Origin of the sequence: Gordonia sp. CNJ-863 (genome assembly GCF_001942325.1) — a bacterium.
In the GTDB taxonomy this organism is placed as follows: domain Bacteria; phylum Actinomycetota; class Actinomycetes; order Mycobacteriales; family Mycobacteriaceae; genus Gordonia; species Gordonia alkanivorans.
The window spans coordinates 1-14067 of sequence record NZ_MKKG01000018.1; the positions used below are offsets into that span (position 1 = coordinate 1).

Sequence of the window (14067 nt, forward strand, 5' to 3'; positions counted from 1 at the left end):
TTGCGGGGTTAAGGCCCCCTACAGACCATGGGGTTGATAGGCCAGAACTGTACGCACAGCAATGTGTTCAGGTGACTGGTACTAATCGGCCGAGGACTTACCAACAACACCCACAACATCACCAAACAACAGGTTTTGGTGTGTTCGCATCCACTATGCATCTTCTGAGACAACACACAACAAACAAACAAACCGTTGTGGATTGTTTCATAAAGTTACGGCGGCCATAGCGGAGGGGAAACGCCCGGCCCCATTCCGAACCCGGAAGCTAAGCCTCCAGCGCCAATGGTACTGCACCTTAATCAGTGTGGGAGAGTAGGACACCGCCGAACACAACATCCCATTGTGGCCCTACACGAGTAATCGTGTAGGCCACAATGCATTCCACACCTATCCCGGCCCACCAGCGGTAGAAACACTACGCCGACAACCCGTACCACTCCCACACCATCCCGGTGCCGGCGGCAGAATCAGTGGGTGCTCTTCGGCACCACGATGATCGGGACCGAAACAGCTCGGAGTATCTTCGCGGCGGTGGTCCCCAGGAACAACGTGTTCGGGGCGGCCAGCCGGCTCGAACCGACCATCACCAGATCGCCGTCGTGCCACTCGAGTGACTCCACCGCTTCCTCGATGGTGGAGCCCTGTGCGACCGTCGACGTCACCGGGAAGTCCTCCGGCAGTTGGGTTCTCGCCTCATCAAGGGCCCGCTGGGCGTGTGCTCGGGCAGATTCGACAGCGGTGTCCTCAGGGACGTTCCGCCAGGGCTGCATGTCGTCGATTGCGAGAATCGACACCAGCCGGATAGGCCGATGTGCGCGGATGCCACTGCGGATCGCGGTTTCGAACAACAGTGGCGCACCCGGACGGTCGCCGATGGTCACCGTGATCTCGCGTACCTCGTCGGCGCCGAGATGTGCGAAGCCGGGCGGCGCGAGGGCCACCGGGATCGGTGATGAGTGCAGGATGTCGTTCACGACGGTCCCCAGAGTGTGCCGGCCGCGGATGCCACCGCCGGCTCCGCCGATGACGAGGATGTCGGAATCGGTGCGTCGGGCCTCGATGATCAGCCCCTCGGCGGGGTTGGCGTGTTCGGCGATCGTCGTCGTGGTCTCGATGTCGTCGGGCAGTCGGGCGGCCGCCTCGTCGAGCCAGCGACGAGCGGCGCTGTCGAGGGCATCGGAGAGTCTCTCCACCGCGTCGTCGGCCCCGGCCGGCTCGGGTGGGATGACGATGCAGATCTCGAGCTCGGCGTCGAAGGTGCGTGCCAGGCACGCACCCAGGGCCACCGCGTCCTCGCCCCCGGAAGTGGCGATGTATGCGACGAGCAGCTTCATCAGTGCTCCCAACTGTCTCCTCGGGGCGAACACAATCAGGCACCAGCCTAGTCACGTCTGTGCCGAATCCACGGCTGTTGTGTGCTCCGTCGCGTCACCCGCCGCGTCGGCTACCCGATCACCGCTGGACACGCTTAGATTGCCCCATGGAATCCCTTGTCGACGGCTACCTGCGCCACATCATGGACGAAGTCCGGGGCGACCGGTCGGGCGACGTCGCCGACTACATCCCGGAACTGGCCGTCGTCGATCCCGAGGGCTTCGGATTGTCGCTGTGCGTCCATGACGGATACATGTACTCGCATGGGCACTCCACCGAGACCTTCACCATCCAGTCCGTGTCCAAGCCGCTGACCTACGCGATGGCACTGCGCAAGCACGGTGTGGCCGCGGTCGACGCCAGGATCGGCGTCGAACCGTCCGGTGAGGCGTTCAACGAGATCAGCGTCGACGACCGGCGTCGTCCGAAGAACCCCATGATCAACGCCGGTGCCATCTTCGCGGCGTCCATGCTCCTGCCCGCCTCGCGCGACGTGAGTCGCGACGACGTCGACGCGGCCTTCGCCGAGATCGTCGAGTTCTATTCGGGTTGTGCGGGCCGGCGCCTCACCATGGACGAGGAGGTGTACGCCTCCGAATCCGCGACCGGATCGCGCAACCGTGCGATTGCCTACATGCTCGACAGCTTCGGCGCATTCGACACCGATCCGGACGCCGCGATCGACCTGTACTACCGCCAGTGTTCGATCCGGGTGACGACCGACGACCTGGCCGGTATCGGTGCGACCATCGCCAACGGCGGCCTGAACCCACGCACGGGCCGCGTGGTCTTCTCCTCCGAGATCGCGCAGCGTCTGCTCAGCGTGATGACCACCTGCGGGATGTACGACGGGGCGGGGGACTGGGTCACCTCGGTCGGACTGCCGGCCAAGAGCGGCGTCGGCGGCGGAATCCTCGCCGTCCTCCCCGGACAGCTGGGCATCGGCGTGTACTCGCCGCGACTCGACGAACACGGCAACAGCGTTCGCGGCGTCGAGACCTGCCGGCACCTGTCGAAGGACCTCGGGCTACACATGTTCAACGTGACCCGCGAGAGTCGGGTGACGATCCGCGCGGTCCACGACCTCGCCGACACCCCGGTGAGTGCCGAATGGAGTGAACGTGAGCGCAGCTATCTCCGGACCTGCCGCGACAAGATCCGTGTCTACGAGCTCCAGGGCGATCTGACGTTCGCCGGAGCCGAGAGCGTGCAACGACGCCTCGAGGTTGACCTCGACGACTACACGGTGGTCATCGTCGAGATATCGCGTATCGGTGTCATCGACGCGGTCGCCCGGACAATGGTTCTCAGCATCAAGCGGTTGCTCGACGACAGTGGACGCCGGGCAGCACTCGTCGATCCCGATGGTGTGGTGCGGGCCAGTGTGATCCGCCATCGAGCCGACGGTACCGCGCCCGATCTCGACGCGCCGGCAGACCTGAAGGGCTTCGATCCGGCGCTGCCGCACGTGCACGCCACGATGGAGGATGCCGTCATCGACGCGGAGACGTTCATGCTCAAGCACTACTACGACCAGTGAGTCCGGACGCTCCTCAGGGATCACACGACCCCCGGCGCGGGGGCGTGAGAACGGTGCAGCCGATGCCCTAGGGTGGGCTCGTGCGTCTCGTCATCGCGGAGTGTCAGGTCGATTACGTCGGGCGGCTGACCGCCCATCTGCCCATGGCCAAGCGGCTGCTCCTGGTCAAGTCCGACGGGTCGGTGAGCGTCCACGCCGACGACCGCGCCTACAAGCCCCTGAACTGGATGAGCCCGCCGTGCTGGCTCACCGAAGCCGCCGTGCCCGAGGGCACCGAGGCGGAGGCCTACTGGGTCGTCACCAACAAGGCCGGCGAGGAACTGCTCATCACCATCGCCTCGATCGAGCACGACTCGCAGCATGAACTCGGTATCGACCCAGGTCTGGTCAAGGACGGTGTCGAGGCGCACCTGCAGGAACTGCTCGCCGAACACGTGGAGACCCTCGGGCCCGGCCACACCCTCATCCGCCGCGAGTACATGACGGCGATCGGACCGGTCGACCTGCTCTGCCGCGACGCCACGGGCGCCACCGTCGCCGTGGAGATCAAACGGCGCGGGGAGATCGACGGAGTCGAGCAGCTCACGCGCTACCTGGAACTGCTCAACCGCGACACCACACTGGCCCCGGTGGCAGGCGTCTTCGCCGCGCAGCAGATCAAGCCGCAGGCCCGGACCCTCGCCGAAGACCGTGGAATCCGTTGCGTCGTACTGGATTACGAAGCGCTGCGCGGTGCGGAGAGCACGGAGTTCCGGCTCTTCTGAGCCGGACGCAGAGTCCTGACCCGTAGAACGCCGCTCAGGCGTTGGCGCGGGCCTCCGGCGACAACTTGCGATTGAGCAGCTCGAGATCGTCGGTGTCGGAAAGCACCGCGTACTCGGAGTCCTCCGGCTGGGCCAGCAACTCGGGCAGTCCGGCGAGCTTGTCGCGGAGCTGACCCAGGTTGGCCGCGATCTCCTGACGCGCACGGTCGGCCGCTTGCGCCATCTCGCGCGATCGGTTGAGGCGTTCGCCGGCGATGTCGAGCGCGGTCTGCCGGATGTGGTTCGCCTCGTCGAGGGCACGCTCACGCTGGTCGGCGAGTTCGGCATCGTGACGTTCGCGTTCGGCGGCGCGTTCACGGGCGCTGACGGCCTCGAGTTCGGCGACCTCCGACTTCGCCTTCTCGACGATGCGACGAGCCTCGTCGTTGGCTGCCTTCATCGTCTTGGTGTGCTCGGCCGCCATTGCCGCGGTGCGCTCGGCGATGAGGCGTGCAGACTCGGACTCGTTGGCCGCGGCGGTCTCCTTGACCTGGCGGGCGCGGGCCGAGGCCTCGTCGACCAGCTTCTTCGCCGCCGCCTGCGCCTCGCTCCGGATCCGCTCGGCCTCGGCGGACGCGTCGGAGCGCATGTCGGCGGCTTCCTGGCGTGCGATCGAGAGGGTCTCGGCGGCTTCGGCCGAGGCCTCGGCACGCATCTCCGAGGCCTCGTCGGACGCGAGTTGGAGCATGCGGGAAAGGCGCTCGCTCATTCCCTGGGCGGTGGTGGGGGGCACCGAGAGCTTGTCGATCTCGCGCCGGAGTTCGGCGATCTCGTCGCGCGCCTCTTCGAGATGAGAGGCGAGCTCGTGGGCGTTGGCGGTGGCGGCGTCGCGATCGGCGGCGAGAACCCGCAACTCGGCGTCGAGTCGCTGAAGATGGTCGGCGACCTGCTCACGGTCGTAACCGCGCATCACGATCGCGAAGGGCAATTGCCGTGCGGGACCTGGCATGCGGGCCAGTGTATCGGAGACGTTCGGAGGTCGAAGCTCGGTCGAGCGACGTAGGACCGCGGTGTCGGCGTTATCGGCGACGAGGCCCCCGGCGGCGGCGCGTGGGCGACCACTCGGGTGTCCACGCGCCGGCACCGGCGTTCGCACCGGAGTGCCGGCCGGGTGCGAACGGAGGGGATTTTATCAAGCGCCCGAACGGTTTTCGGTTCGGGCAGAGCGGTCCGAGATCAGTGTGCGGCGTCGGCGGCCGGCTCGACGAGTTCGAGGAGGACGCCACCCGCATCCTTGGGATGGACGAAGTTGATGCGCGAGTTCGCGGTGCCTCGTTTCGCGGCGGGGTAGAGGACGCGGACGCCGGCCTCGGTGAGGCGGGTCATGACGGCGTCGACGTCGGTCACGCGTACCGCGAGCTGCTGCAGTCCGGGGCCGTTGCGACCGATGAACTTCGCGATCGTCGACTCCTCGTTCAGTGGCGCGAGAAGCTGGATGACGGCGCCACCGCCGGCGGGGCCGACCATGGCCTCCTCGACACCCTGCTCGGCATTGGTCTCCTGATGGAGCGTCTCGAAGCCGAGATGTGTCGCATACCACTCTTTGGCGGCGTCCAGGTCCGGAACGGCGATACCGACGTGGTCGATCGCGACGACCAGGTCGGAGATCAGGGCGGTCGCGCCGGCAGAAGTGCTGGGGTCAGATGCAGAGGTGCTCATGTCACAACGGTAGCGTTGAGGGTCAGAGCGCACAGAGCGGGCGCTCGGTAGCCCCCCGCACGACCCACCCCCGGAGGTTCCTTTCCATGTCCTCGACTGCTGACAACACGACGGTCATCGTCGCCGGTGCACGCACGCCTTTCGGCCGTCTCCTCGGTTCGCTGAAGGACTTCAGCGGCGTCGACCTGGGTGCGGTGGCCATCAAGGGCGCACTCGAGAAGTCCGGTGTCCCGGCTTCGGAGGTCCAGTACGTGATCATGGGCCAGGTTCTGACCGCGGGGGCAGGTCAGATGCCGGCTCGTCAGGCCGCGATCAAGGCCGGCATCGGTTGGGACGTCCGACCCTGACCATCAACAAGATGTGCCTCTCGGGCATCGACGCCATCGCGCTCGCCGACCAGCTCATCCGCGCCGGTGAGTTCGACGTCGTCGTCGCCGGCGGCCAGGAGTCGATGACCCAGGCCCCGCACCTGCTGCCCAACAGCCGCGGTGGCTTCAAGTACGGCAACACCGAGCTCGTCGACCACATGGCCTTCGACGGTCTGCACGACGCCTTCACCGATCAGCCGATGGGTGCGCTGACCGAGCAGGGCAACGACAAGGACGGCTTCACCCGCGAACAGCAGGACGAGTTCGCCGCCCGCAGTCATCAGCTCGCCGCCGCCGCGTGGAAGAACGGCGTGTTCGACGACGAGGTCGTGCCGGTGTCGATCCCGCAGCGCAAGGGTGACCCGATCCAGTTCGCCGAGGACGAGGGCATCCGCGCCAACACCACCGCCGAGTCGCTCTCGGGCCTGCGTCCGGCCTTCCGCAAGGACGGCACCATCACCGCGGGCAACTCCTCCCAGATCTCCGACGGTGCGGCCGCGGTCGTCGTGATGTCCAAGGCCAAGGCGGAGGAGCTGGGCGTGACCTGGCTCGCCGAGATCGGCGCCCACGGCGTCGTCGCAGGTCCGGACTCCAGCCTGCAGGCGCAGCCGGCCAACGCGATCGCCAAGGCCTGCGCCCGTGAGGGCATCGCCCCGGCCGACCTCGACCTCATCGAGATCAACGAGGCCTTCGCCGCGGTCGGCCTGGCCTCGGCGCAACAGCTCGGTGTCGACGAGGGCAAGATCAACGTCAACGGTGGAGCGATCGCCGTCGGCCACCCGATCGGTACCTCCGGCGCCCGAATCACCCTGCACCTCGCCCTCGAGCTGCAGCGCCGTGGCGGTGGCGTCGGCGCGGCCGCGCTGTGCGGTGCCGGCGGCCAGGGCGATGCCCTGATCGTCCGCGTCCCGAAGGCCTGACACACCCGCTGAAGGAGACTTCTACGACACTTTGTCGTAGAAGTCTCCGCCGGCAGGCAGAATGGTGAACATGCTGTCTTTCTTCGACCTGACCACGCCCGCCAAGCGCTTCCGCCTCGTCGCCGTGGCGGAGGCGATCACCTGGGCGTGGCTGATCGTCGGGATGATCCTCAAGCGCGTCAACGACGACCCCGAGGCCATCGCGCTTCCCGGCGCCACCCACGGTGCCGTCTTCGTGATCTTCGTGATCGTCGCCCTGATCACCGCGTTCCAGCTCAAGTGGAATTCCGTGAAGTGGGAGATCCCGCTCGGCGGGCGACGCATCGGCATCCCGATCGTCACCCTGCTGGCGCTCGCGTCGAGCGTTCCGCCGTTCGGCACGATCGTCTTCGAGTGGTGGGCCAAGCGCAACGGCCACCTCGCCGAGTTGTCGGCCGAACAGTCGCCGCAGCAGGCCACCGCCTGATCCCGGAGGTGGTCCCCTGATCGTCGCATTCAGCCTCACGCCCTCGGGCGGAACCGCCGTCGACGCCGACGGCGGGATGAGTGCGGCGGTCGCGGCCGCCGTCGAGGTGGTACGTGCCTCCGGGCTCCCGCATCAGACCACGTCGATGTTCACCTACCTCGAGGGCGACTGGGACGAGGTGATAGCGGTCGTCAAGGCCGCCACCGATGCCGTCGCCGCCCATGCGCCACGCGTGGGACTCGTGCTCAAGGCCGACATCCGTCCCGGGCACACCGGCGAACTGACCGGCAAGGTCGAGCGGGTGGAACGCCACCTGGGTTCGGGCTCCTGAGTGCAGGTGCACCCCGCGACCGAACCTCGCCGCTCTCGGCGGGCGGTCGCCACGATCTTTGCTCTCAACGGCTTCCTCGCCGCCATGTGGGTGGCGCACATCCCGGTCATCAGCGGCCGCACCGACGTCGGACACGACGAGCTCGGCGGCCTGTTGCTCCTCCTGGGTGGTTCCGCCTTCGTCGGCATGCAACTGTGCGGCCCGCTGATCGACCGCTGGGGTTCCCGGCCGCTCACCGTCTTCGCCGCATCGCTGCTCTCGGCTGTCATCATCACGCCGGTGCTGGCCGTCGACACTCTCACCCTCGGCGCCGCCCTCGCGGCCTTCGGCTTCGCGAACGGGTGCCTCGATGTGTCGATGAACGCCCAGGCCGTCGCGGTGGAGCGCGCCTACCGCCGGCCGATCATGTCCTCCTTCCACGGCTTCTTCTCCGCGGGAAGCCTCGTCGGGTCCGGCGTGGTCGCGGCGACGCTGTGGGCCGACGCCGGGGTCGTGCCGACCGTCGCCTGCGCGGCCTTCGCGGGCTTCCTGGTCGTCGCCGCGGTCGCGCGCCAACTCACCGGAGACGACAAGGCGCCGGCGGGCCCGGCGCCGGACACATCGTCTGACATCGGCGCCGGCTCGTGGTGGCACGGCATCGACCGGCGCCGGCTCGTGCTCCTGGCGGTCGTCGCCTTCGGACTGATGCTCGCCGAGGGCACCGCCTACGACTGGAGCGCCCTGCACATCGTCGAGAGCCACGGGACCAGCGAGGCGATCGGCGCGATCGCCTTCGGTGCCTTCAGCGCGACCATGACGGTCGCGAGATTCGTCATCGACCCGGTGGTCGCCGCGGTGGGTGCGGTTCGCGTGCTCAGGGTCGGCGCGCTCGTCGGCATGGCCGGTATGGCGATCGCGATCGCCTCGCCGATACCCGCACTCGCGGTCGCCGGGTGGGCGGTCTTCGGCCTGGGACTCGCCGGCCTCATCCCGCAGATCTTCACCGCCGCGGGCAACCTCACCGACTCCGCGGGTGGCCGGACGATCTCGGTCGTCGTCGGCTGCGGGTATCTCGGCATGCTCGCCGGTCCCGCCGTCGTCGGGTTCATCAGCAGCCGAACGAGTCTCGACATCGGACTTCTCGCGGCACTGGCCGCGCTGTTGCTCGCCGTGTTCTTCGCCGGGGTCGTCCGCCCTCGCGAACAACCGGTGTCCGCGCTCGGCGAACCTAGGTCAACGAGCCCGTGTGGTCGTGCCACACTAGAGGAGTGACGCGACCAACCAATCGTCAGCAGGCCGCCGCGGCGGCCCGTCAGCAGGCTGCCGCCGCCATGGCCATGACCGGTGCCGTCGATCTCGGCGGGATCAAGGAGCGGGCCGAAGCCCAACGCGCCCATGCGCAGCGGGCCCAGGCCACCCAGCGCGCCCAGGCGCAACCCGACGAGGCTTCCGGGCCCGGCGCGCCGCCCCCGCCCCCGCCCCCGGCTCCGGCCGGTGCGAGCGTCATCGATGTCACCGAGGAGACGTTCGAGGCCGAGGTCCTCAACCGGTCGATGCAGCAGCTCGTCGTCGTCGACCTCTGGGCCGAGTGGTGCGGGCCGTGCAAGCAGCTCTCGCCGGTCCTCGAGCGTCTCGCCGCCGAGTCCGGTGGCCGCTGGGTGCTCGCCAAGGTCGACGTCGACGCGAATCCCCGTATCTCGCAGGCCTTCCGCGTGCAGTCGATCCCGATGGTCGTCGCGATCGTGCAGGGACAGCCCGTCACCGCGTTCAACGGCGTCCGGTCCGAGGCCGAGATCACCGCGTGGATCGATGAGATCTTCGCGCAGGTCGGCGACGCGCTGCCGGACGCCCCTGCCGGTGCGGCGCCCGAGACGGAGCAGACCGATCCGCGCATGCTCGCCGCCGAGGAGAAGCTCAACGACGGCGACTTCGATGGAGCGCTGGCCGCGTACCGCGCCGTTGCGGAAGCCGAACCCGAGAACGTCGAGGCGGTGTCGGCGGCGCGGAACCTCGAGTTCATCCTGCGCGCGCAGGCGCACGACCCGAACATCGTCGAGACCGCGTCACCGCGCGACATCGACGCCCAGCTCGCGGCCGCGGACGTCCTGCTGCTGTCGCAGCAGCCCGAGGCGGCCTTCGATCGGATCATCGACGTGGTCCGCGTGACCAACGGCGAGGAACGCACCCGCGCCCGGACCCGGCTGCTCGAGCTGTTCGAGCTGTTCGATCCGGCCGAACCGTTCGTTGTGTCCGCTCGACGGAAGCTGGCCAGCGCGCTCTACTGATCCGCAGAATCTCCACTTTTCGGCAAACCCAGCACCTCCGAGGTGCTGGGTTTGCGCATCGAGGGGGGTTACGGGCTGCGGGGAGCCAGCCAGATGGCGGAGTTCGCCGGCAGCATGACCCGCGCCGAGGTGGGGCGCCCGTGATACGACGGCCCGTCGGCGGTCACCGCGCCCAGGTTGCCGCGGCCGGCACCGCTGTAGGCGTCGGCGTCGGTGTTGAGGATCTCCTCCCACACCCCGCCCTGCGGCAGGCCGACCTGGTAGTCGACGCGATCCGAGCCGGAGAAGTTGAAGACGCACGCGACGACCGATCCGTCCTCCCCGAACCGCAGGAAGCTGATCACGTTGTTCGCGGTGTCGTTGGCGTCGATCCACTCGTAGCCGAGCGGCGTGATGTCCTGGGTGTGGAGGGCAGGGGAAGCCCGGTAGATCCGGTTCAGGTCGGTGACCAGCGCCGAGATCCCGGAATGCAGTTCACCCTCCCAGCCCTCGAGCTGATGCCAGTCGAGGCTGCGATTGTCGGCCCACTCGCCTGTCTGGCCGAACTCCTGGCCCATGAACAGCAACTGCTTGCCGGGATGCGACCACATGTACGCGAGGTAGACGCGCGCACCGGCGGCCTTGGTGAAGGAGTCACCGGGCATCCGTGTCCAGAGCGTGCCCTTGCCGTGGACGACCTCGTCGTGCGAGAGCGGCAACACGAAGTTCTCGCTCCAAGCGTACATCAGCGAGAAGGTGATCTCGTGGTGGTGGAAGCTGCGGTGGATCTGATCACGAGACAGGTAGTCGAGGCTGTCGTGCATCCAGCCCATGTTCCATTTGAAGCTGAAACCGAGACCGCCGAGATCGGTCATCCGGGTGACGCCCGGCCAGGCGGTGGACTCCTCGGCGACGGTGATGACGCCGGGGAAGTGCTTGTGGACCGTGGCGTTGGTCTCCTGCAGGAACTGCACCGCCTCGAGGTTCTCGCGGCCGCCGTGGATGTTGGGTCGCCACTGTCCGTCGGGACGTGAGTAGTCGAGGTACAGCATCGACGCGACGGCGTCGACGCGCAGCCCGTCGATGTGGAACTCGCTGAACCAGAACAGCGCGTTGGCGACCAGGAAGTTGCGGACCTCGTGGCGTCCGAAGTCGAAGACGTAGGTGCCCCAGTCGAGTTGCTCGCCGCGCATCGGGTCGGCGTGCTCGTAGAGTGGCGTGCCGTCGAAGCGGGCCAGGGCCCACTCGTCCTTCGGGAAGTGGGCGGGGACCCAGTCGACGATCACCGCGATGCCACGCGAATGCAGATGGTCGACGAGGTACCGGAAGTCGTCGGGGGTGCCGAAGCGGGCCGTCGGCGCGTAGTACGACGTCACCTGGTAGCCCCAGGAACCGCCGAAGGGGTGTTCGGCCACCGGCAGGAACTCGACGTGTGTGAAGCCCTTCTCGACGACATAGTCGGCGAGCTGGTGGGCGAGTTCGCGGTAGCCCAGACCCTGACGCCACGACGCCAGGTGGACCTCGTAGATGCTCATCGGCTCGCGCTCGGGCGAGGAGGCCTCCCGTCGCGCGATCCAGGCGTCGTCGGACCAGACGTACCGCGACTGTGTGACGACCGACGCGGTCGACGGCGGGGGTGTGGTCCGGTAGGCCATCGGGTCTGCCTTGTCGCGGATCACGCCGTCGGCGCCGTGCACCCGGAACTTGTAGTGCGCGCCGTCGCCGACGTCGGGGACGAACACCTCCCAGACACCGCTGACCCCGACCTTGCGCATGGGAGCCACGCGGCCGGTCCAGTGGTCGAAGTCCCCGATGACGGCCACTCCGTGCGCGTTGGGCGCCCAGACCGAGAACGCGGTGCCGGCGACCTCGCCGTCGGCCGTCGTGTACGAGACGACGCGGGCTCCGAGTGCCTCCCACAGCGTCTCGTGCCGGCCTTCGCTGAACAGGTGGATGTCGACGTCGCCGAGGCTCGGCAGGAAGCGATAACCGTCGGCGACGACGAACTCGGCGGTGCCGCCCGAGCCGTCGGGATAGACGATCCGGTAGCGGTAGTCCATCAGGTCGGCGATCGGCACGGTGACGACCCACAGGTCGTCGGTCTGGCGGGTCATCGGGTGATCGACGCCGCCGATGACCGCGGACACCGACAGCGCGTCGGGTCGCAGGGTGCGCAGGATCGTGGAACTTCCCGGAGCGTCGTGCGCCCCGAGAAACGCGTGCGGTTCGGGGTGGGTCAGCGCGTCGAGCCGACGCAGATCGTGATCGGACGCCTTCGGGTCGGGGAGGGACTCGAGATCGGTCACGGGCACCTCACTGGATTCGATAGGCGAGTCGCGCTGCGGCAGCGGGGTCGAGTGGCGGCAGGGCCAGAATGTGGGCGACCGCGCGCCACGGCTCGAGCCGGACGTAGTTGTCCTGCCCCCACCAGTACTCCTCCCCGGACACCTCGTCGCGGACCGAGAAGTGGTCGTACCACTCGAATCCGAGTGCGGGGAGATCGAGCCACACGGTCGATTCCTCAGCGGCGTACGGGTTGAGGTTGATGACCACCACGACACGGTCGCCGGTCACCGGATCGATCTTCGAGTACGCGATGAGCGACGGGTTGTCGACGTGGTGGAAGTGGATGTTCCGCAACTGCTGCAGGGCGGGATGCCGGCGGCGGATCTCGTTGAGCGAGGTGATCCACGGTTCCAGAGACTCGCCGCGGCTCGTCGCCGCCTTGTAGTCGCGCGGGCGCAGTTCGTACTTCTCGGAGTCCAGGTACTCCTCGCTGCCCTCGGCGACCGCCACGTGTTCGTAGAGTTCGTAACCGCTGTAGACGCCCCAGGTCGGGGCGAGGGTCGCGGCCAGGGCGGCGCGCAACGCGAACATGCCCGGGCCGCCGTGCTGCAGGCTCTCGTGGAGGATGTCCGGGGTGTTCACGAACAGGTTGGGGCGCGCCTCGTCGGCGTGCTCGGCCAGCTCGCGACCGAACTGCTCGAGCTCCCACTTCTCCGTTTTCCAGGTGAAGTACGTGTAGGACTGGGTGAACCCGAGGCGGGCGAGACCGTAGAGACGTGCCGGTCGGGTGAAGGACTCGGACAGGAACAGCACGTCCGGGTTCCGTTTCTTGACCTCGCTGATCAGCCACTCCCAGAAATTCGGGGGCTTGGTGTGCGGGTTGTCGACGCGAAAGATGTCGACGCCCAGACCGACCCAGTGCAGGACCACCTTCAGCACGGCTCGGTAGATGCCGTTGCGGTCGTCGTCGAAGTTGAGCGGGTAGATGTCCTGGTACTTCTTCGGCGGGTTCTCCGCGTAGGCGATCGTGCCGTCGGGCTGGATGATGAACCAGTCGGGGTGTTCGGTCGCCCAGGGATGGTCGGGTGCGCACTGCAGTGCGAGGTCGAGGGCGACTTCGAGACCCAGCTCCCGCGCCCGTCCGACGAAGTACTCGAAGTCCTCCTCGGAACCCAGCTGCGGGTGGATCGCGTCGTGGCCGCCGTCCTTCGACCCGATGGCCCACGGCGAGCCGACGTCGTCGGGCCCGGCGACGAGCGTGTTGTTGCGTCCCTTGCGGTTGACCTCGCCGATGGGGTGGATCGGCGGGAGGTAGACGACGTCGAATCCCATCCCGGCGACGCGGGGCAGATCCTCGGCTGCGGTGAGGAAGGTGCCGTGCACCGGGTTGCCCTCGCCGTCCCAGCCGCCGGTGGACCGGGGAAAGAACTCGTACCAGGACCCGAAGAGGGCGCGGGTGCGGTCGACCCACACGCGGTAGGTGCGGCTCTTGGTGACGAGTTCGCGGACCGGGTTGTCGTGGAGCAGTTCGACGACCTCCTCGGAGATCGCCAGACTCACCCGGTTCTCGACACGGCGGCGTCGGGCGCGGAGCAGACGAACCGCGTCGAGCAGGAGTTCACGGTTCTCGTCGACGATGCCCTCGGCGGCGCGCTCGAGGATTCGGGCGCCGGTCTCGAGGTCGTTGGCCAGGTCGGCGGCGCCCTGACCGGCGTCGAGTTTCTTGATGACCGCCGATCGCCAGGTGGTGTACGGGTCGCTCCAGGCCTCGATGCGGTACGACCAGAACCCGACCGTGTCGGGGACGAACGCCGCGTTGAACGTGTCCGGTTCGGGCGCCGGCGTCATGCGGATGTCGAGGACCCCGCGTCGCGGTGCCTCGATGTGCAAGGTGACGCCGATCGCGTCGTGACCTTCGCGCCATGCGGTGGTGCTGATCGGGAAAAACTCTCCCACAACGGCTTTCGCGGGCTGCTGCCCTGCGGAGACGAGGGGTGCGATGTCATCGATACCCATGCGCCCGATCACTCGAAGCCTCCTCTCGTCAGCTCCCGCGACTGGCCAGGGTGCGTTG

11 protein-coding genes, 2 rRNA genes and 1 pseudogene are annotated in these 14067 nt (G+C 67.8%); 9 read left to right on the top strand and 5 right to left on the bottom strand.

Annotation, left to right across the window (positions count from 1 at the left end):
* Together BJF87_RS10735 and rrf are read left to right on the top strand one after the other, a co-directional pair.
* Window positions 1-105: ribosomal RNA gene (locus BJF87_RS10735) — 23S ribosomal RNA — on the top strand; the annotation flags it as partial.
* Between the two features lie 111 nt (window positions 106-216).
* Window positions 217-332: ribosomal RNA gene (gene rrf, locus BJF87_RS10740) — 5S ribosomal RNA — on the top strand.
* Window positions 333-470: 138 nt separating this feature from the next.
* Here the strand turns inward: rrf and BJF87_RS10745 are convergent.
* Window positions 471-1337, bottom strand: coding sequence for a universal stress protein (locus BJF87_RS10745; protein WP_006359595.1), 867 nt, complete (start codon window positions 1335-1337; stop codon window positions 471-473).
* A gap of 146 nt (window positions 1338-1483) precedes the next feature.
* On the opposite strand from BJF87_RS10745, the gene glsA reads away from it, so the two are divergent.
* Window positions 1484-2917, top strand: coding sequence for a glutaminase A (glsA, locus tag BJF87_RS10750; RefSeq protein ID WP_035750797.1), 1434 nt, complete (start codon window positions 1484-1486; stop codon window positions 2915-2917).
* 80 nt (window positions 2918-2997) lie between these two features.
* Window positions 2998-3681 (top strand): endonuclease NucS, encoded by a 684-nt coding sequence (nucS, locus tag BJF87_RS10755; protein WP_035750798.1) that lies wholly within the window; start codon window positions 2998-3000, stop codon window positions 3679-3681.
* A 34-nt stretch (window positions 3682-3715) separates the two neighbouring features.
* Here the strand turns inward: nucS and BJF87_RS10760 are convergent, their stop codons facing one another.
* Window positions 3716-4669 (bottom strand): hypothetical protein, encoded by a 954-nt coding sequence (locus BJF87_RS10760; RefSeq protein ID WP_075863108.1) that lies wholly within the window; start codon window positions 4667-4669, stop codon window positions 3716-3718.
* A gap of 227 nt (window positions 4670-4896) precedes the next feature.
* A complete protein-coding gene (gene mce, locus BJF87_RS10765; RefSeq protein ID WP_006359591.1) occupies window positions 4897-5379 on the bottom strand; it encodes a methylmalonyl-CoA epimerase in 483 nt (160 codons plus the stop codon).
* Window positions 5380-5465: 86 nt separating this feature from the next.
* Between mce and BJF87_RS10770 the strand changes: the two are divergent.
* The 5 genes and pseudogenes from BJF87_RS10770 (at window position 5466) to BJF87_RS10790 (ending at window position 9728) form a co-directional block, all read left to right on the top strand.
* Window positions 5466-6667: pseudogene (locus BJF87_RS10770) on the top strand (acetyl-CoA C-acetyltransferase).
* Between the two features lie 70 nt (window positions 6668-6737).
* Window positions 6738-7133 carry a DUF3817 domain-containing protein gene (locus BJF87_RS10775; RefSeq protein ID WP_006359589.1) on the top strand — a complete coding sequence of 132 codons (396 nt, stop codon included), beginning with the start codon at window positions 6738-6740 and terminating at the stop codon, window positions 7131-7133.
* A gap of 16 nt (window positions 7134-7149) precedes the next feature.
* Window positions 7150-7464, top strand: a complete 315-nt coding sequence (locus BJF87_RS10780; RefSeq protein WP_040004226.1) for a thiamine-binding protein — start codon at window positions 7150-7152, stop codon at window positions 7462-7464.
* Window positions 7465-8715, top strand: a complete 1251-nt coding sequence (locus BJF87_RS10785) for an MFS transporter (RefSeq protein WP_035750807.1) — start codon at window positions 7465-7467, stop codon at window positions 8713-8715.
* Window positions 8716-8774: 59 nt separating this feature from the next.
* Window positions 8775-9728, top strand: a complete 954-nt coding sequence (locus BJF87_RS10790; protein WP_081724776.1) for a tetratricopeptide repeat protein — start codon at window positions 8775-8777, stop codon at window positions 9726-9728.
* A gap of 68 nt (window positions 9729-9796) precedes the next feature.
* Here BJF87_RS10790 and glgB read toward each other — a convergent pair whose 3' ends face one another.
* Complete coding sequence (gene glgB, locus BJF87_RS10795; protein ID WP_035750809.1) at window positions 9797-12019, bottom strand: 1,4-alpha-glucan branching protein GlgB; 2223 nt, start codon at window positions 12017-12019, stop codon at window positions 9797-9799.
* Window position 12020: 1 nt separating this feature from the next.
* Window positions 12021-14021 carry a maltotransferase domain-containing protein gene (locus BJF87_RS10800; protein WP_035750812.1) on the bottom strand — a complete coding sequence of 667 codons (2001 nt, stop codon included), beginning with the start codon at window positions 14019-14021 and terminating at the stop codon, window positions 12021-12023.
* Window positions 14022-14067 lie beyond the last annotated feature (46 nt).